Source organism: Verrucomicrobium sp. BvORR034, assembly GCF_000739635.1.
Classification (GTDB): Bacteria; Verrucomicrobiota; Verrucomicrobiia; order Verrucomicrobiales; family Verrucomicrobiaceae; genus Verrucomicrobium.
The window spans coordinates 1-18,570 of sequence record NZ_BATQ01000026.1 but is presented as its reverse complement, the minus strand read 5'-3'; the positions used below and the strand labels follow the sequence as shown (position 1 = coordinate 18,570).

At 61.1% G+C, this 18,570-nt stretch carries 15 protein-coding genes; 3 read left to right on the top strand and 12 right to left on the bottom strand.

Features of this window, described 5'->3' with window-relative positions:
* Positions 1-505: 505 nt before the first annotated feature.
* From lpxK to tdh, 12 genes are all read right to left on the bottom strand, one after another.
* Positions 506-1,741, bottom strand: coding sequence for a tetraacyldisaccharide 4'-kinase (gene lpxK, locus BV034_RS05105; protein ID WP_050024785.1), 1,236 nt, complete (start codon positions 1,739-1,741; stop codon positions 506-508).
* Positions 1,742-1,852: 111 nt separating this feature from the next.
* Positions 1,853-2,146 (bottom strand): hypothetical protein, encoded by a 294-nt coding sequence (locus BV034_RS05100; RefSeq protein ID WP_265592647.1) that lies wholly within the window; start codon positions 2,144-2,146, stop codon positions 1,853-1,855.
* Position 2,147: 1 nt separating this feature from the next.
* A complete protein-coding gene (gene thrB, locus BV034_RS05095; RefSeq protein WP_050024781.1) occupies positions 2,148-3,023 on the bottom strand; it encodes a homoserine kinase in 876 nt (291 codons plus the stop codon).
* A gap of 115 nt (positions 3,024-3,138) precedes the next feature.
* A complete protein-coding gene (gene accC / locus BV034_RS05090) occupies positions 3,139-4,500 on the bottom strand; it encodes an acetyl-CoA carboxylase biotin carboxylase subunit (RefSeq protein ID WP_050024778.1) in 1,362 nt (453 codons plus the stop codon).
* A gap of 120 nt (positions 4,501-4,620) precedes the next feature.
* Positions 4,621-5,160, bottom strand: coding sequence for an acetyl-CoA carboxylase biotin carboxyl carrier protein (gene accB, locus BV034_RS05085; RefSeq protein ID WP_050024777.1), 540 nt, complete (start codon positions 5,158-5,160; stop codon positions 4,621-4,623).
* Positions 5,161-5,279: 119 nt separating this feature from the next.
* Positions 5,280-8,855: a proline dehydrogenase family protein gene (locus BV034_RS05080; RefSeq protein WP_050024775.1), complete on the bottom strand. Its 3,576-nt coding sequence runs from the start codon at positions 8,853-8,855 to the stop codon at positions 5,280-5,282.
* A 301-nt stretch (positions 8,856-9,156) separates the two neighbouring features.
* Positions 9,157-9,645, bottom strand: a complete 489-nt coding sequence (locus BV034_RS05075) for a hypothetical protein (protein WP_265592646.1) — start codon at positions 9,643-9,645, stop codon at positions 9,157-9,159.
* 627 nt (positions 9,646-10,272) lie between these two features.
* The gene (locus tag BV034_RS05070; RefSeq protein ID WP_050024771.1) at positions 10,273-10,884 is read right to left on the bottom strand and encodes a trimeric intracellular cation channel family protein; all 612 of its coding nucleotides are present in this window, start codon (positions 10,882-10,884) and stop codon (positions 10,273-10,275) included.
* 8 nt (positions 10,885-10,892) lie between these two features.
* Entirely contained in the window at positions 10,893-11,768 is an 876-nt protein-coding gene (locus BV034_RS05065; protein ID WP_050024769.1) for a DUF3472 domain-containing protein, read from the bottom strand.
* Between the two features lie 36 nt (positions 11,769-11,804).
* A complete protein-coding gene (locus BV034_RS05060; protein WP_050024767.1) occupies positions 11,805-13,001 on the bottom strand; it encodes a glycine C-acetyltransferase in 1,197 nt (398 codons plus the stop codon).
* Between the two features lie 46 nt (positions 13,002-13,047).
* Positions 13,048-14,520: an arylsulfatase gene (locus BV034_RS05055; RefSeq protein WP_050024766.1), complete on the bottom strand. Its 1,473-nt coding sequence runs from the start codon at positions 14,518-14,520 to the stop codon at positions 13,048-13,050.
* 23 nt (positions 14,521-14,543) lie between these two features.
* Positions 14,544-15,569, bottom strand: a complete 1,026-nt coding sequence (tdh, locus tag BV034_RS05050; RefSeq protein WP_050024789.1) for an L-threonine 3-dehydrogenase — start codon at positions 15,567-15,569, stop codon at positions 14,544-14,546.
* A gap of 149 nt (positions 15,570-15,718) precedes the next feature.
* Between tdh and BV034_RS05045 the strand changes: the two genes are divergently transcribed.
* The 3 genes from BV034_RS05045 to BV034_RS05035 all read left to right on the top strand — a co-directional run bounded on the left by BV034_RS05045 (position 15,719) and on the right by BV034_RS05035 (position 18,544).
* Complete coding sequence (locus BV034_RS05045) at positions 15,719-16,315, top strand: helix-turn-helix domain-containing protein (RefSeq protein ID WP_050024764.1); 597 nt, start codon at positions 15,719-15,721, stop codon at positions 16,313-16,315.
* A 39-nt stretch (positions 16,316-16,354) separates the two neighbouring features.
* Positions 16,355-17,569 carry an FN3 domain-containing metallophosphoesterase family protein gene (locus BV034_RS05040; RefSeq protein ID WP_050024762.1) on the top strand — a complete coding sequence of 405 codons (1,215 nt, stop codon included), beginning with the start codon at positions 16,355-16,357 and terminating at the stop codon, positions 17,567-17,569.
* Between the two features lie 120 nt (positions 17,570-17,689).
* Entirely contained in the window at positions 17,690-18,544 is an 855-nt protein-coding gene (locus BV034_RS05035) for a hypothetical protein (protein ID WP_050024761.1), read from the top strand.
* The last annotated feature ends 26 nt before the right edge of the window (positions 18,545-18,570 follow it).

Below are 18,570 nucleotides of genomic sequence, written 5' to 3'. Positions count from 1 at the left end.
TCCACTTTTCCCTTATGGCATTGGCTTTTAAGTGGTCAGGCAGCGCGCTACCCAGTGTTTCGGCGCATTCAGAAGCGTGAATGACGGGGAGGGAAGATTGCGCAACCGACAGGCTCGGGCCTGCAGCGCCTGATGCCGAAGGCATCCCAGAAGGTAGCCGGGGGTCGAAGGAGCGAAGCGACTGACACCCCCGGTTGTCTGCATAGTGAATTGCATCCCGAAGGCAATGCCAGCGACGCCCTCTTTCTCCACACACCCCAAACATGTCCGGCACCCATGTTTCGCCGCACCACCACCTTGTTTTCTGCACGGAGAACCGGGAGCCGCTGAATGCGTTCCCGCATTTCCACGAACCCTCCGGGTTCATGAGCCAACTCTCAAAGGCACCCAAAACCAAGTCTTCCAGGCCACCAACCCGCAAGCCCACACCACATCCACCCCACAACGCCACCCCCAACACCTTGACCTCTGACGCACTGCCCACTGCCCACTGACGCACTGGCTCCTACTGTTCCAACGGCAACCCTGCCAGCTCCGACCCATACACGGGCCGGGGCACTTCACGGGGCTCGCAGAGGATGCGAACCATGCGGTCGAAGATTTCCTTGCCGTTCACGATCTCAATCTCCACTCGCAAAAAGTAGATGGGCACCTCGGGGTTTCTTATTTCCGGGAACCGCACAAAATCCTTCTCGGTCGTGACGATCATCTCCACATCACGGCGCTCACAACGGTCAATGAAGCTGCGGATGTCCTTCAAGGTAAACCGGTGGTGGTCGGCGAAGCGGAGGGTGACGTCCACCTTGGCACCCAGCTTGCGCAGACCGCTTTCGAAGCTCTCGGGCACGGCAATGCCGCTGACGGCCCCCACGTGGGCACCGTAAATCTTCTCCAATGAAACCCGCTCGCGGGTGTGGATGTTCTCCAGATACTTGGGCCGGTGGCGGCACTCGATGATCTCCGCCACGCGGTTGTACTTGCGAAGCTCCCGAATGATCTCGGTGTTGTCTGAGCTGTCGCACTTGGTGAGGAAGATATAGCTGGCCCGCTTCAGATGGCGCGGGGGTTCCCGCAGGGTGCCGCGGGGCAGCAGAAAACCGTTGCCCCAGGGGGCGGTTCGATCAATCAACACCATGTCCAGCCGGTGCTTGAGCCGCACATACTGCAGCCCATCATCCAGCAGGAGCACATCCGAGTTGAACTGCTTGATGGCATATAAGCCGGCCTTTACGCGATCCTTGTCTACCACCACCGGCACGCCGGGCAGATTGCTCGCCAGCATAAAGGGCTCATCCCCGGCCGTGTGACTGTCCAGAAGGACGCGTTCGCCATTGCTCACCACCCGCGGCGGGTTCTGCGGCAGCTCCTCGCCCCGAATGCGGGCCAGCCACTTGGTCCAGAAACGCACCCGCTTCTGCCGCTTGCTCTTGTACCCGCGGCTGAGAATGGCCACGTTGCGCCCTTCCTTCTGCAAGGCCTTCGCCAGCAACTCGGCCACCGGTGTCTTGCCCGTGCCCCCCACCGTGAGATTGCCGATACTGATGACCGGCACGCCCACATGATGGTCGCGAATGTAGCGCTCCCGATAGAGCTTGATGCGCAGCTGCACCGCGCCCGCATAGATCCACGACAGCCCGTGCAACAAGAACCGGGCCACACTTTCCTTGAACCCCTGCTTGTTGTGCAGGATGACCTCAATGGCCCACTGTTCCAGGTCTTCAAGTTGGTCTTTGAGATCCATGATCAGGTGAGAGTAACAAAAATCCGCACTGCCTCACTGGCGTCGTGCAAGCCAGGGCGCTTTAGCGCGACGTCCAGCAGAATGTTGGCATCCAAAAAAACTCGCACGGGCTTACCTCAAGTGTTTTTGAGTGAGATAATCCAAGCGCGAATCGCTATCGCCGTCATCCAGCGTGAACCTTCCCGACCATTGCGCCAGGAATTGCTTCACCGGTACAACGCTGCTGCTGAAATCACCCGCAGCCCGCTCCGCGATGTGCAGCGTCACAACCCCGTCGTGGACGATGCCTTCTACCTTGTCACCTTCGTGCAAGTCCAGGCCAACCAGGATATCCGCGGGAAAGGTGGCATTGACCATAACTTGAACGCGTCTGCTTAAATCGAGTATCGCGGCGACTGGGCTCAAGTCAACCTTGGGAGACCACGCTCGCCCCCACGTTGTCCGCGGGCACCGCCACCGTACGCCCAGTCGCCCCGGTCTGTACGAGGGCATTTTTCATGGCCAGGGCGATGGACTCCGTATCCTCCGCCGTGGTGAGACAGGCGATGGTGGAGCCGGAGCCGCTCAGGTAGCCGCCAATGGCGCCGGCCTTTACCCCGGCGCCGATGACTTCAAACAGGCCTGGCACCAGATGACGACGATACGGCTGGTGCAGGAAGTCCTCCAAGGAGTCTCCAATGCGCTCGTACTCGCCTGTGGCGAAAGCGGCCACAAGGGTGCAGGCGTTGGCCGTGTTCCGCGCGGCGTCATGATGCGGCACGCTTTCCGGGAGGGCGCTGCGGGCGTGCACCGTCTCCACCTCAAAGTCCGGGATGAGCAGCACGGCCTTCAGGCGGGGCTGAACCTCAAACCGAAACCACTGTCGGCTGTTGGCAAGGGCAAAGCCCCCAAACACCGCCGGAGCCACGTTGTCGGGATGGCCTTCAGCTTCGGAGCACAGGGCAAAGAGCTGCTGCTTGTTCAGCGGTCCGCCACAAAGTTCATTCAACCCCATCAGCACCCCAAGACGCACCGTGACGCTGCTGCCCAACCCACGAGACTGGGGCACATCGCCACCGATGGACCAGGAAAACGCAAAGGGCGCGGCCGTGACATCCCGCTGCTGGAAGAACAAGGCGGCAATGGTCTCCACCATCGCGTGATGCGGCTCAATGCGCGGGGCCCCTTCCAACCGGGTCACGGTGACCTGGTTGTAAAGCGAGAGGGCCAGGCCCAGACAGTCATAGCCCGGGCCGATGTTGGCCGAGGTGGCAGGCACAGAAATGGTGACAGAAGAAGACACGCCGCATAAAAGACCAATCGGGGGCAAAGGCAAACAACAGCACCCGGGGCGACGACAAAAAAAGGCACCTTGGGAAGATCCAAGGTGCCTTGAAGCAGTAGCGCGATGTTCTCGCCTAGCCTTTCAGACCTTCCTGGCGAAGGAAGTTCTCCACCCAGGTGATGTCGTACTTGGCATTCTGGAAATCACTCGTCATGATGATCTTGCTCTGCAGCGGGATCGTCGTCTTGATGCCGTGAATCATGAACTCGCCCAGAGCACGCCGCATGCGGCGGATGGCGATGTCACGCGTGGCACCGGTGACGATGAGCTTGGCGATCATCGAGTCGTAATACGGAGGTACCGTGTAGCCGGAGTACACGTGGGTATCCACGCGCACGCCACGTCCACCAGGAGCATACCAGTGATTGATCTTGCCAGGGCTGGGCGCGAAGTTGCGGTCCGGATCCTCGGCGTTGATGCGGCACTCGATGGAGTGGGCACGGGGCGTGTTCTTCAGCACGTGCTCGGAGATGGGCAGACCAGCCGCGATGCGGATCTGCTCCTTGATCAGGTCGCAACCGTACACCTCTTCGGTGATGGGGTGCTCCACCTGAATGCGGGTGTTCATCTCCATGAAGTAGAAATTCTTCCCTTCATTGTCCACGAGGTACTCGATGGTGCCGCAGTTCTCATAGCCAATCTCTTTGCAGAGCTTGACCGTGGCATCACCCATGGCCTTGCGGATCTCGTCAGAGATCTTTGGCGAGGGGCACTCCTCAATGATCTTCTGGTTGCGCCGCTGCATGGAGCAGTCGCGCTCGCCCAGGTGAACGACGTTGCCATGGCTGTCCGCCACGACCTGGAACTCGATGTGGTGCGGGCGCTCCACGAGCTTCTCCATGTACACAGAGCCGTCACCGAAGCACTTGAGCGCCTCCATGCTGGCCTGCTGGAAGCTGGAGCGGAGGGTGGCCTCATTGAGCACCGGGCGCATGCCACGACCACCACCACCGGCGGAGGCCTTGATCATGACGGGATAGCCAATGCGGCGGGCAATTTCAAAAGCCTGCTCCTCGGTCTCGATGATACCATCCGAACCAGGAGTGATCGGCACTCCAAGGCGGCGGGCGGTGGCACGGGCGGTGTTTTTGTCGCCCATCATGCTGATCACCTCGGGCGAGGGCCCGATGAACTTGATCTTGCAACGCTGGCAGATTTCCGCGAACTCGGCCTTCTCGCTGAGGAAGCCGTAGCCGGGGTGGATGGCGTCCACATTGGCAATCTCCGCCGCGCTGATGATGCGGGGAATCTTGAGGTAACTTTCAGAGCTGGGACCGGGCCCGATGCAGATGGCCTCATCCGCGAGATGCACGTGCATGGAGTCCACATCCGCCTCGGAGTAGACCGCCACCGTTTTTACATCCAGCTCTTTGCAGGCGCGGATGACGCGCAGGGCGATTTCGCCACGGTTGGCGACAAGAACTTTTCGAAACATTTCGGTTTGGGAAAGAAAGGAAGGGGCGGGGCGTCAGTCTGGCTGCGTTGATTCTGTCCCTGCCCCCGGACTCACCAGAGCGTGAGCAATACGGAGGTTCTGGCGAAGGTTGAAGCGAGCTTACTTGAGCTCGAAGAGGGGCTGTCCGTACTGCACCGGTCTCGTGTCATCCACCAGGATGCGGACGATGGTGCCACGGGCTTCCGCCTTGATTTCGTTCATGACCTTCATCGCCTCGATGATGCAGACCACGGTGTTCTCATCCACGGTATCGCCCACGTTGACGAACAGCTTCTCATTCGGGCCAGGAGCGCGATAGAAGGTGCCCACCATCGGGGAGTTGATCGTCGGGCCAGCAGGCTCGGGAGCCGCAGCCGCAGCGGGTGCGGGGGCTGCCGCAGGGGCAGCGGAAACAGGTGCGGCGGCGGGTGCCGTCGCATAGGGAGCCGCCACGGTGGTTACGCCGGCGGAAATGGGCATCTTGGAAAGGAGATCTTTGGCGGCCTCAATGTCAGAGCCGCGACGCAGCTTGATCTTGAACGAGCCATGTTCCAGATGGAAAACGGACAGGTCGTTCTTGCTCATCAAATCCACGATTTGCCGGATTTCTTTGAGATCCAGACCCGGAGCGTCTTTCGTTTGGTTGGAGTTGTCTTCCATGTAGGGCAATGTTCGGAAGCTGTGATAGGAAGCGAGGATATGGGGATTGGCAAGGAAAAAGGGACTGGGAGCCCTCCCCCCGGCCCTGTCCGTCCCGCTTGAGGCTGAGGAACTCTGGGTCAATCCGGCAGCGCACGCGCCTCTCCCACCCTTCCGCCCAAATTACCATAACGATGGTAATCGTAGCTCAGGCTCTGCTCGCGGACATACCAAAGCAGCTCCAGCCGCCCCTCCATGAGCACAGGGGCATCGGCTACAAAGATCTGCTGCTGCACTGCCGCCTGACGCACTGTTACAGGCACATCCTGAGGCCTTGCATACCGGAGGCGATCTGTCTGACGACCCCGGATCACCTGGACCAAATCGGCATCACTTTCCTCCACAAATTCCATGCCAGGCTGCCACCCAGCGGTGGCCTCCCGCAGACGGCTCAAGGGCCGCCACTCGATTCCATGAGGCACGCTTATGGTGAGATCACAACCTGCCACCCGCCCCGCCGCAACGCGGGCAAATAGATCGAAAGGTGTATCCGCGGCCGTCACGCGGATGCGTAGATTTTTCACCGGGAGATAGCGACGCAGATTGTCCTGTCCCAGTAAGCGGAAGGCGTCGTGCTCTTGGGAAAACTCCGTCGTCCAAGCCCGCTCGTAGCTGGAGAAGGCGGCCACCAGCCGGCTGTTCTCCGTGAGGTTCAGCGTATCCCAGCCCTGGAGCGCCTCCAGGAAACGTCCCAGCTCAGACCCATGCCGCGGGGCGGCGGGCAGCGAGGGCACCGTCTCACGAAAATCCATGAACTGAGCAACATAGTTGGGGCCACCCGCCTTGATCCCGGCACCAAAGGCGCTCTTGCCCATGCCGCCAAACGGCTGACGCAATACCACAGCACCGACCGTCGTCCGGTTGATATAGAGATTGCCCGCCTGGATCCCCTCCCGCCACTCGTCCTGCTCCCGGTCATCCAGGCTCTCCAGACCACTGGTCAGCCCGTAGCCTGTGGCATTCACGAGCTCGATGGCCTCAGACAGTTTTTCAAACCGCATCACCCCCAGCACTGGCCCGAAGAACTCGGTGAGATGAGTGACAGTGCCCGGCTGTACGCCCCATTTCACACCGGGAGTCCACAGATGCGGATTGCCCTCGATGCACTGGGGAGCAGGAGCCCAGGATTCCCCCGGCTCGAGCGTCGTCAGGGCGGTTTGGAGTTCACCGGAAGGAGGACGGATCAGCGGCCCCATCTTGGTGGAGAGTTCCCAGGCGGAACCCACCCGCAAACTCACGACCGCCTCCTCCAAGCCCCGCTTGAACTCCGGATCGTCATACACCTCCGCCTCTAGAAGCAGCAGCGAGGTGGCGGAGCACTTTTGTCCGCTGTGGCTGAAGGCGGAGTGCAAAACATTCTTGATGGCCTGATCGCGATCCGCCATGGCGGTGACGATCGTGGCGTTTTTGCCTCCCGTCTCCGCTACCAGATGCATCGCGGGTTTTGCGTCCAGCATGGCCAGCGCCGTGGCCGTGCCACCGGTGAGAATAACCGAGTCCACCTTGGGATGCTGCACCAGCCGGGCCGCATCCGCCCCGCTACAGGGCAGGAATTGCAACGTCCACTGGGATACCCCAGCCCGCCAGAAGCACTGGCAGAGCTCCCACGCAGGCACGACCGCATCCGAGGCGGGCTTGAGGATCACCGTATTCCCCGCCGCGAGAGCGGCGGCCACTCCGCCACAGGGGATCGCGATGGGGAAGTTCCAGGGGGAGACCACGACCACCACGCCCTTTCCCCGGGCCTCCACATGGGGTCCGAGCTGCTCAGAGAAATACTGTGCCGATCTCGCATAGTACTCCACGAAGTCCACCGCCTCGCTCACCTCGGGATCCGACTCCGTGAAGACCTTGCCCGTGTTCGCCAGGGCAGCCGCCATCAGATCTCCACGGGCCTTGCGAATCTCATGCGCCGCGCGCTTGAGGAAATCGGAGCGCGCCGCCGGAGTCAGAGCGCGCCAGCCATCGCGATCTTTGACTGCAGCATCCACCGCATCGTCGGTCTCATCCGCGGCCGGAATACTCACCCGACCCAAGGGTTGGTCCGGACACGACGGATCCACCAGAGAGCGGGTCCTCCTGCCACTGCTGATCTCGCGTCCAGCCAGCGCAAACGGCACCACGTATTTGCCCTTCCGGGCCGCCTCCAACAATCGCGCCGCCCACTCGCCATTCTGCGGCAGGCTCCAGTCCGTGTCGGGCTCGTTGACAAACTCCCGCATCTCCCGTGGAATCACCGGCCGGGCCCGGTCCTGGTTGCGGCGAGGGGCATCTGGGAGCACCGGCAGAAGGGAGAATGACTCCACGAACCCGGCGGAGAGCAACTTCCACGCGGGGCTGCCGGGTTCGAGGTGAAACGCGTGCCGCAGGAAGTTCTCCCCGCCCGTGTTTTCATCCAGCCGCCGGATCAGATAGCCAATGGCACTGACGAACTGCTCCTTCCCACACGCCGGCGCGTACAGCAGCAGATTGGAGATCTTTTCCAGAAGCGCACGGCGCTGCGGGGTGGCCATGCCTTCCAGCATCTCAAACTGCACACGGTCCAGCGCCCGCTCCTCCCCCACCAGCACCAGGGCGTAGGCGACATCAAAGAGATTGTGGGAAGCGATGCCGAGACGCACCGCCGCGAGGTTCTCCGGACGGAAGCCCTCGTGCAACATGCGCTTGTAGTTCGCGTCCGTCTCCAGCTTGCTCCTGTAGGGAGCCTGGGGCCAGCCGCGGATGGAGGCTTCCACCCGCTCCATCTCCAGGTTCGCGCCTTTAACAATCCGCAGCGTCACAGGCGCACCACCCGCCGCCACCCGACGGCGGGCCCATTCGTTGATCCGTCGTTGCCACTGGGCAGAGTCGGGGATGTAAGCCTGCAACGCCATGCCCGCCGCCACCTTCTCCAGACCGGGCCGGTCAAGCGTGCGCATGAAGGCCTCGCAGGTCAGGGTGAGGTCCCGGTACTCCTCCATGTCGAGGTACAGGAACTTGGGCACCCGGATGCCGTCCGGGCGGAGAAAGACATTCTCCTGCGCAGTCCGGTAGAGCGTCTCCAGGCGATCACAGAGCACCCCGAGCGTGTGCCCCCGCGCCAGCGGCGACATCTGGGAGTAGAGCGTGGAGATCTTGACCGAGAACACCTCAGTCTCCGGAGAACGCATGGCCTCCAGATACTGCTCCATCCGCCGTGCCGCCTCTGCCTCGCTGAGGATGGCTTCCCCCAGGAAGTTCACGTTCATCCGGATCCCCTGCTCGCGACGACGTTGCAGATGATCCCCCAGCAATTCCAGCTCCGCCGGAAGGATGACATTGGCTGTTTCATGCTGCAGATGCTCCTTCACCATGGGCACCGACACGCCGGGCAGCCAGTTGCCGAAAGCCTTGAATCCCCTCAAGAGCGCACGGTCCAGGGGATTGAAAAATCGCGGCACCCCCTGGACCTCCAGAATGTGGGTGAACTGCTCCGCCACGCGATCCGCCGAGCGGGGGCGGAAGGCCTGGTCGGTAAGCTGCACCAGCGTCGCTTTATCCTTGGGATGCTGCAGCATCCGGTCCAGCTCCGCCTGCTGCCTTCTTTCTGCGGCGGTCTGCACTTGAGCCGCACGATATTGCAGGCCACCGGCGATGGAGAGGGCCTGCTGAACTTTCTCGGGTGGGATGGTGTTCACTGATGACGAGGAGGAAGGTGCGCCCAAGGGAGCCGGGCAGTCCCATTTTCACACATTCGGCCCGTGAATGACAAGTGGTCTTCGTGGCCCGGTGTTGCGAGGAGTGCGACCTGTGAATGGCAGGCGGCGCGTGGGGCGACGCGGCACCATGGAAGACTTGCCCTCTGAGCCGACTGAAATCGGTACTCCAACCCTCTCCGCTTCCGCACTGTCTCGAATGGTCCTCAAACAGGGTTGGAGTACCGCATTTATGCGGCTCAGTTCGAGGAATCCCAAGACCTCCGTCGCAACGAGCTTCCCCTTAAACGCTCCATTCCGCTGAAGTTACCGTGTAATCAGATGAGACTGTGAATACAGGAGACAACATATAGACCCCGTCAGCATCGACGTCGAATATCAGATAGAAGGCCCCGTCCTCCTCCATCCCGATACTGCTAATCCTCGCAGTACGAATATCAAAAGGCGGGGGTTTGTGTCCCCATCCATCGTCCTTCGGAATGGGCTCAAGGTCGGTGACAGCAACCATTTCCGGAATGCGCTCAATCAGTGTCTCGAATCTCGCCATCTGATCAGCTGTCGGCTCCGATCCTGGAGCGAGCAGTCTCAGCTCATATCCAAGGCTTTCCAGTCGAGCGTCTGCCCACCATGTGCCTATCTTCGTTCGGACGTAGCGGCCAACCAGGGGATCGTCATGCCAATCGAGCTTTGCCCGCCAATCGGCATCCGATTGAGCGGACACACTGGGAATCCTGTGCCTGCCGCAGACGAAGTAGTCCCAGGCGAACTTCAAACTGCGCAAAATAGGGAACATCGAAGTTAAGCTTCCCAAGGGGAAATATGCGATCAATGAGAAAGGGATGCTCCATTTTCACACATTCACCCGTTGACGACAAGTGGACTTCGTGATCCGGTTTTGCGCGAGTGGCCCGCTTGTGACGGCGGATCAGGGGGCACATTGACACCCGAGAAGGAGCTACAAGACGTAAGGAGCGCCTCCGGCCCCTTCCAGAATCTACAACAGGGTTGGAGTTCCGCCTTGAGGCGGTCAGGGAAAAGCTGGCGAGGCCGATGATCTCCCTTTTGCCAACAACCTGAGGGCCAAAGGCCCGGCGTCATTCAGGCACGATGAAGCACGTCATGGGCGCAACGTCCCCTGACCCGCCTAAAGGCGGAACTCCAACCACGCCGCGAACCCCAAAAAATGCAGGGAACTCTAGCCGCGCTGTTCAAGCATATAACACCCTCCAGCAGAGCCATTGCGAGCACCAATCCAGCCACCACTTCCGCAGCGGGGTTGGAGTTCCGCCTTTAAGCGGCTCAGTTCGAGGAATCTATGATCACCTTAACCCGGCTCCGCAGACACAGTCAACTCCTCCCCACATCCTCAAACGAACCCATAACCCATAACATCTAACTCTTAACCTCTAACCCTAAACTCAGGCAACTGCCACTTCCGCCCAATGGCGGCTAGACGGAGCACCAGGATGACCAGCATGGAGATTTCCCTGCCACCGGTGAAGGCCGGGGCAAAACGAGCCAGGAGCACATAGATCAGGGCCCCGGCAGAAGCGGCCGTGGCATAAAAGTAGATCTCCGCCTTGAAGACCAGCGGCACCTCACGCCGCAGCACATCCCGCAACATGCCGCCCGCCACTCCGGTAACAACTCCCAGCAAAATCGCGATAAGACCCGAAGACTGGTACAGCAGCGATTTCTCCACCCCGACGATGGTGAAGAGCGCCAGCCCGAAGGCATCGGCGATCAGCAGCGCCTTGTGCGGCAACGTCCAGTACCGGGCGACTACAAAGGTGACCAATGCGGTCAGGGTGGCGGTCACGATGTGCGACGGATCCTGCACCCAAAACACGGGGCGCACCCCCAGACAGAGATCCCGGATGGTCCCTCCGCCCACGGCAGTGACAATGGCCAGCACCAGCACGCCAAAGAGATCCACCTTCCGGTCCGTGGCCGCCAGCACCCCGGAGATGGCGCAGACGGCCACGGCGAAGTGCTCAAACCAGAACGACATTTCCTCCACTAAGGCTTGGACAACTCTGCAGGCAAATCATTTGGCACCGTTGTTGGAGCCGAAATCACGCTGAGCACGGTGCCCACCGGCACACTCGGAGAGACCTTTCCACCATTAGCGAGATACAAACCACCTTCCGCCTGACCGGCATCGATGATGTCTCTGGCTTCGGTGGGAGCCTTGGACGCCGTGAAGCGCGCTTGCGCCAGCGGCACCATCCCGTTGTCCACCGTCTTCACCCAGCCGTTGCCAAAGACGGCACGACGCTCTTCGCCCACGCTTTTGCCATCCCGTCGAAAGTCTTCCACGAAGGAATACAGGCCTGAGAGCGGCTTGCCACCCGTCCGCACGCGGAAGGTGACCAGGTGCTTCCACTCATTCGACTTGGGTTGCCAGAGCCAGCCGGAATAGGCGGTCTTTTCCCCTTCCACCCTGGCCTGCACGATGCACCGGATCTTTTCGCCCAGCTTCCAGGGGAACTCGGTCATGCTTTTGCCACCCGTGCCTTCTCCACCAAAGCGGGACACCTTCACGTCCTTGCCTTCGTGAAGCACTTCCACCCGGTCTTCCAGCTTCACGTTTGACGGAATGTCACCCTTGGTGGGATCCCAGACGGAGAAGATGGCGACCTTCTTGCCCCCTCCCAGCTCCTGCACGCCGAAGTAGCCCGTGTTCCAGCCGCAGACCATGAAATAACTCCCGGGAGTGGATTTCTCCACCCGTGCTTCCAGATAGAACCATTCTGAAGCCGGAGCCTGCCAGCCCAGATGAATGGAACAGGCAGCGTTGATCTTGGGGGCGGCAGATTTCTCAGACTCCGCTGCAGGTGCAGCACAGAGCCCGAGAACGACGAACACGGAGACAATGGCAAGAAGACGGGTCATGGAGAGGTCAGGTTAAAGGAATGTACAGGCTGGGAGTCAGAGCCCCAGTTCTTTTTTCGCCGCCACAAACCCACGGACGGCGAACTCCAGATCCGCCCGGGAGTGGGCGGCACTGATCTGGGTGCGGATGCGGGCCTTCCCCTGGGGCACAACCGGGAAGCTGAAGCCGATGACATAGACGCCCTTCTGCAACATCAGATCGGCAAAGCGGGACGCCAGGGCGGCATCTCCCAGCATGATGGGCACGATGGGATGCACCCCGGGCAGGATGTTGAAGCCCGCCTCCGTCATTTCCTCACGGAAGAAGCGCGTGTTGGCCTCCAGTTGATCCCGGAGCTTGGTGGATTGCTTGAGCAGATTCAACACCTCCAGCGTGGCCCCGGTGATCGAAGGGGCCAGGGTGTTGGAGAACAAGTACGGCCGTGACCGCTGCCTCAGCAGCTCGATGATCTCCTTGCGACCGCTCGTGTAGCCACCGCTGGCTCCGCCCAGAGCCTTGCCCAGGGTGCCGGTGATGATGTCCACACGCCCCATCACTCCACAATGCTCATGCGTGCCGCGGCCATGCGCGCCCATGAAGCCGACCGCATGGGAATCATCCACCATGACCAGCGCCTGATACTTGTCCGCCAGATCGCAGATCTCCTTGAGCGGCGCGATGAAGCCGTCCATGGAAAACACGCCGTCGGTAGCGATGAGTTTGTAGCGGGCTCCGGCAGCATCCGCCGCCTGGAGTTGTGCTTCCAGATCCGCCATGTCGCAGTTCTTGTATCGGAACCGCTTGGCCTTGCACAGACGGACGCCATCGATGATGGACGCATGATTCAGCTCATCGCTGATGATGGCATCCTCCGGGCCAAGCAGCGTCTCAAACAGTCCGCCGTTGGCATCAAAGCAGGAGGAATAGAGGATGGTGTCGTCTGTACCGAGGAAATCACTCAGGCTCTCCTCCAGCTGCTTGTGCGGATGCTGGGTGCCGCAGATGAACCGCACGCTGGCGAGGCCAAAGCCCCACTGCTCCAGCGACTCGTGGGCGGCACGGCGCACCGCGGGATGCTGGGCCAGCCCCAGGTAGTTGTTGGCGCACATGTTGAGCACCGCCTCGCCGCCGTTGGCTCGCACCAGCGTGCCCTGCGGCGTGGTCAGCACGCGTTCTTTCTTGTAGGTACCGGCGGAGCGGATCGACTCCAGCTGCGTGTTGAGGTGGGATTGAAAAGTATCGTAAGCACTCATAACTGAAAGAGGGAAAAGGGAAGAGGGGCAATGGATAAGATTGAGATCAGGGCCTGAGGCCAGGCCGGTCGAGTTCGCCCATGGGAAACTCCGCGCTGGGCACGCGACCGGCCGTCATAATCGCGGCCATCTTCCTGGCGATGTCGGGATGTTGTGCCGCGACGTCGGTGGTCTCTGAGATATCCGTCTCGAGATTGAAGAGCTGCACCGGAGCCGAAGGGTTCTTGATCACGCCAAGGCGAATGCCTTTCCACGGGCCCATGCGCACGGCTTGATGACCACCCGCGACCGTTTCCCAATAGAGGTGATCATGCTGTTTCTGCGCCGCGACATCGCCCTTCAGGGTGGGCAGGATCGACACTCCATCCAAACCCGCGGGCACAGGAAAACCGACGATCTCTGCAAAGGTGGGAAACAGATCCCAGGACGCCCCCACAAACTTGGAGACCTGCCCCGGCTGGATGGATCCCGGCCAGGCCGCGATGAACGGAGTGCGAATGCCACCGTCCCAGAGCTGCGTCTTCATGCCGCGCAAAGGCAGGTTGCCGCCAAAGAACTCGCGGTCGTAGCCGCCATTGAACGTGGCCCCGTTGTCTGAGGTGAAGATGATCAGCGTATTCTGGTCCTGACCCGTGCGCTTGAGCAGTTCGCGGAACTTGCCCAGAGTCCGGTCCATACGGGTCACCATGGCGGCATAGATGGCGCGCGGGTCCTCCGTGGGCAGGTAGCTCTTCTTGCCATCATACGGCGGATCCTGGCCGGCGAAGGCCTGCTTGTACTCCGCCAGCGAGGGTTCATCCGGTGGCACCTGCAAGGACACGTGAGGCACCGGGGTGGCGTAGTAAAGGAAGAACGGCTTGTCTGCCCGAGTTTCCAGGAACCTCAGTGCCTCATGCTCCATCAGGTCGGCAGCATGCTGACGCCCCACCTTGCCATCGTTGCCTTCCAGAGGCTCTTTGACGTCATTCCGCCAAAGGTAAGTGGGGTAGTAGTAGTGGGCCTGCCACTGGGAGATGTAGCCATAGAAGAGGTCAAACCCATGTTTGTTGGGCGAGCCCTCATTGCTGGGATGCCCCAGGCCCCATTTCCCCACACACGCCGTGCGATAGCCGGACTTCTGCAAGGCACTCGCGTAGGTGGTCTCTGAGGCAGGCAGGGCAATCTGCGGCAGATAACCATCCGCCGCCTTGATCCGGTTGCGCTCCTCCGCCTGGGCGGCACGCCCTTCGGAGTTTTCGCGCACAAAAGAATGTCCCGTATGTTTGCCAGTGAGCATCACACAGCGGGAGGGGGCGCAGACGGCGTGGCCGGAATAGAAGTCCGTGAACCGCATGCCGTCCGCCGCCAGTTGATCCAGATTCGGTGTCTTGATCTTTTTCTGCCCGTAGCACCCCAGTTCGCCATAGCCCAGATCATCGGCCAGAAAGACGATGATGTTGGGCCGCGCCGACGCTTGAAGCGGCGCAGCCACCGTCAATACGGCGGCCAGCGCGGAGATCCATGAAGTCTTCCAGGGCATGCAGATTCTCTTGGTTCTAGAGGTTAATTCCAGTCGAGCACGACCTTGCCGCTCAGTCCGGAGATCATGGCTTCGAAACCCTTCTGAAATTCCGTGTAGTGGAACCGGTGCGTGATGACTGGCTTGATATTGAGGCCGCTCTCCAGCATTACGCTCATCTGATACCAGGTCTCGTACATCTCGCGACCATAGATGCCCTTGATGGTGAGCATGTTGAACACCACCTTGTTCCAGTCAATGGCGATCTCCTCCGAAGGGATGCCCAGCATGGCGATCTTGCCGCCATGGCACATGTTGTCGATCATGCTGCGGAACGCCGACGGATTGCCGGACATCTCCAGGCCGACATCGAACCCCTCCTTCATGCCGAGTTGCTTCTGCACGTCCTTGAGGTTTCCCCGCGTGACATTGAGCGCCACCGTGGCCCCCATCTGCCGGGCGAGGTCAAGACGGTAGTCATTCACATCCGTGATGACCACGTGCCGGGCACCCGCGTGCTTCACAATGGCCACCGCCATGATGCCGATGGGCCCTGCCCCGGTGATAAGCACATCTTCACCGAGAACTTCAAAAGATAGAGCGGTGTGCACCGCATTGCCAAAGGGGTCGAAGATGGAGGCGACCTCCTCATCCACGCCTTCGCGATGGTGCCAGACATTCGTCATGGGCACGCTGATGTATTCAGCGAAAGCGCCCGGACGGTTCACACCGATGCCCTTGGTATCGGCACACAGGTGGCGGCGACCGGCCAGACAGTTGCGACAGCGGCCGCAGACCACATGCCCTTCCGCACTGACGATCTCCCCAGGATGGAAGTCGCTCACGTTGTCCCCCACCCTCACGACCTCGCCGACGAACTCATGCCCCACCACCATCGGCACCGGGATGGTACGGCGCGCCCAGTCATCCCACTTGTAGATGTGCAGGTCTGTGCCGCAGATCCCCGTCTTGTGCACGCGGATGAGCACGTCGTTGATGCCCACAGTGGGCACCGGCACGTCCTCCAGCCAGAGTCCGGGTTCCGACTTCGCTTTCACAAGGGCTTTCATGGAAGGCATGGCGAGATGTGCTGGTAATCTAGAATGTTTGAAGAGGAGCAGGTGGGACGACATATCCGATATGCCGGACAACTCCGCCAATATTTTGGAATGGCTTTTTCCGGTATGCAAGACTAAATTCCGGTTTATTGTAGAAGATTATGCCGAGAAAAGCTGCCGCCCGAGTCAAAGATGTCCCCGCAGAAGCCATCAGCCGCCATCTCGGCGCCCGGGTGAAGCAGCTCCGTTCTGATCGCAACTGGTCCCTGGAAGCCCTGGCGGGTGCCAGCGGGGTGAGCCGCTCCATGTTGAGCGAGATCGAGCGGGAACAGGCCAACCCCACGCTGGCCGTGACGCTGCGCATCGCGCAGGCCTTTGGCATGAGTTTGAGCGAGCTCATCGAGACTCCCGGCGTCACCTCCTCCATCACCGTCATCCGGCATCACGATCGCGCCTTCCACTACCGGTCAGATGACCATTGCCGCATCCGCACCCTTAGTCCGCTCAACCTGGAGAAGGATGTGGAATTCTACGAGGTGGAGTTACAACCCGGAGGCGCTTTGAGGAGCGCTCCGCACTTCGAAGGCACGCGCGAGTTTCTCACCGTGGTGAAAGGGCTGGTGAAGGTGGAGTCCAATGAAGACACAGACACCCTGCACCATGGCGACTCCACCACCTATCGGGCGGACGTGCCTCATGCAATTTTGAACGCGGGCAAAGGTGAGGCCCTTGTGTTTCTGGTAGTGATTTATCGCTAATCTGCGTCACACCCCCAAACCCATGGCCATCAGCGGGAGATGAAGAGACGCCGCTTTCTCACTTGCAGCACGTTGTTCCCAGTGGGCGGCGTTGTTGCCGCAGCAGAGGCACCTGCCGTCAACAATCCTCCTGCGGAAGCCCCAGCTCCGTTTGGATTTTCCAGCGCGCCCGTGCTGGCTCATCCCGCAGACGACGCCGTCAGCATCCTCTGGGCGACCAATGGGTTCGGCTCGGGATGGATCGAATACGGCGAAACCGCAGCACTGGGTCAGAAGGCCGGCGGTGCAGACGGTGGCCTCATGCCGTATGATGAGCGCACCTTCAAGATCCGGCTGCAGGGACTGAAGCCGGGGACCACCTACCATTACCGTGTCGCTGCCAGTCCGGTGAACTTCCGCTCCGCGTACAAGATCGAGCGCGGCCCGACGGTGTACAGCGGGGTCCATACCTTCCGGACGCTGAACGCTTCGGCCGAGGAAACTACCTTTACCGTCTGGAACGACACGCACGAGCAGGCGGAGACCTTGCAAAAGCTGCACGCCCTCCACCAGGAGAAGCCCGGCGATTTCCTCCTCTGGAACGGAGATGTCACCAATGACATCTACAAGGAGGAGAAGATGGTCGAGCAGTTCCTCAGCCCGAAGGGCGTCGCCTTTGCCACCGGAGTTCCCTATTTCTTTGTGCGTGGCAATCACGACGTACGGGGCCCGGCCGCGCGCCATCTGCCCCGCTTTACCCAGGTGGAGGGAACACAGTGGTATTACTCGTTCCGTCAGGGACCGCTGGCGGCCCTGGTGCTGGACACTGGCGAGGACAAACCGGACGATCACCCTGTCTATGCCGGGCTCAATGACTTTGCCGCTTTCCGCACCCTGCAGGCCGAATGGCTGGCGCAGGAGATCGAGAAGCCGCACTTCAAGTCCGCCCCTTGCAAGATTCTTTTCTGCCACATCCCCCTGCGCTGGAAGGACGAGCGCGAGGGCGGGTCGTTCTGCGCCGATGGCCGCGCGAAGTGGCACGACCTGCTGGTGAAGGCCGGCGTGCAGCTGGTGATCTCCGGTCATACGCATGAACATCACTGGCTGCCTGCCGATGCCAGTGTGCCCTATGCCCAGCTGGTGGGCGGCGGCCCCAAGCCGGAGCGCGCCACCCTCATCCGAGGCCACGCCAGCAAGCAACAACTCACCGTCATCATGTCCCGCCTCGATGGCACCGTGCTGCGGGAAGTGATCCTGCCTGCCCGCCCAGCCTGAGGCCAGCCCAAGACCGTTGCTCACACTGCTTTTCCCGGAAGGAGGGAAAAGCGGTGCTCCCTGTCCACGCCCAAGTTTGCCCCCTGCCCTCATCGTCTCCACTTCCATCCACCCACCGCCATGAAACCACTGCCCCTCACCCTTGCTGTCCTGCTGGCCCTGTCCCAGGGCGCGGGTTCCGCCCAGACTTCCCTTCCCACCCGGCCTGCTGCGCCCGGCTCCACTCCGGCGCCCGCAGCAACACCCGGTGAATGGCAAAACGCGGAACGCGCCAAGATTCTTTCAGGCGTTTCCTCGATCCCCAGGCTCGGAGCTCCCGGGCCGGTGGCCATCTGGGGCAATCTGGCCTTCCCCGTGATCTCCGCCGCCGAGTCCGGCAAACCGGAACTCGCCCTCGCCGCGGCCGCCGGCTACGGCAAGGGACGCCTCATGATCTTTGGCCACAACAGCTACCTGAGTGCCGAGGATGCCGGTGACGGCGGGATGGGCACACTGCTGCTCAATGCCGTGCGCTGGGTGGGCAACAAGGAGAAGCCCCGCATCGGGGTTAAGGGAACCAACCTCATCGCCTACCTCGACAAGAAGGGGTTCCGTGCAGAGAAGATGGAGGGCCCTCTTGAGAAAAAATCCCTGAACGACTACGACGTGGTCATCCTCAATGCGCAGGGCATCACCGACCCCGCTGAAGGCCAGGCAGCGCTGGAATACATCAAGGGCGGCGGCGGCATCATCGCGGCCATGACGGGCTGGGCCTTTGAACAAACGAGTGGCGGCAAGGCCCTGAGCATCGCCCACGGCTTCAACAATGCCATCATGCCCACGGGACTCGCCTTCACCGACTCCGGCGGGTTTGACGCCGCCGTCATCCGCCAGTTCACGGCCCGCACAGAGCAGCCCCGCATGATGAATGCCTTCGACGCCATCACCGCCCATCAAGAAGCAGCGGGAGGGTGGCCCCGCCCTGACCCCCGATGACATCGGCCAGGGCACCAACGCCATTC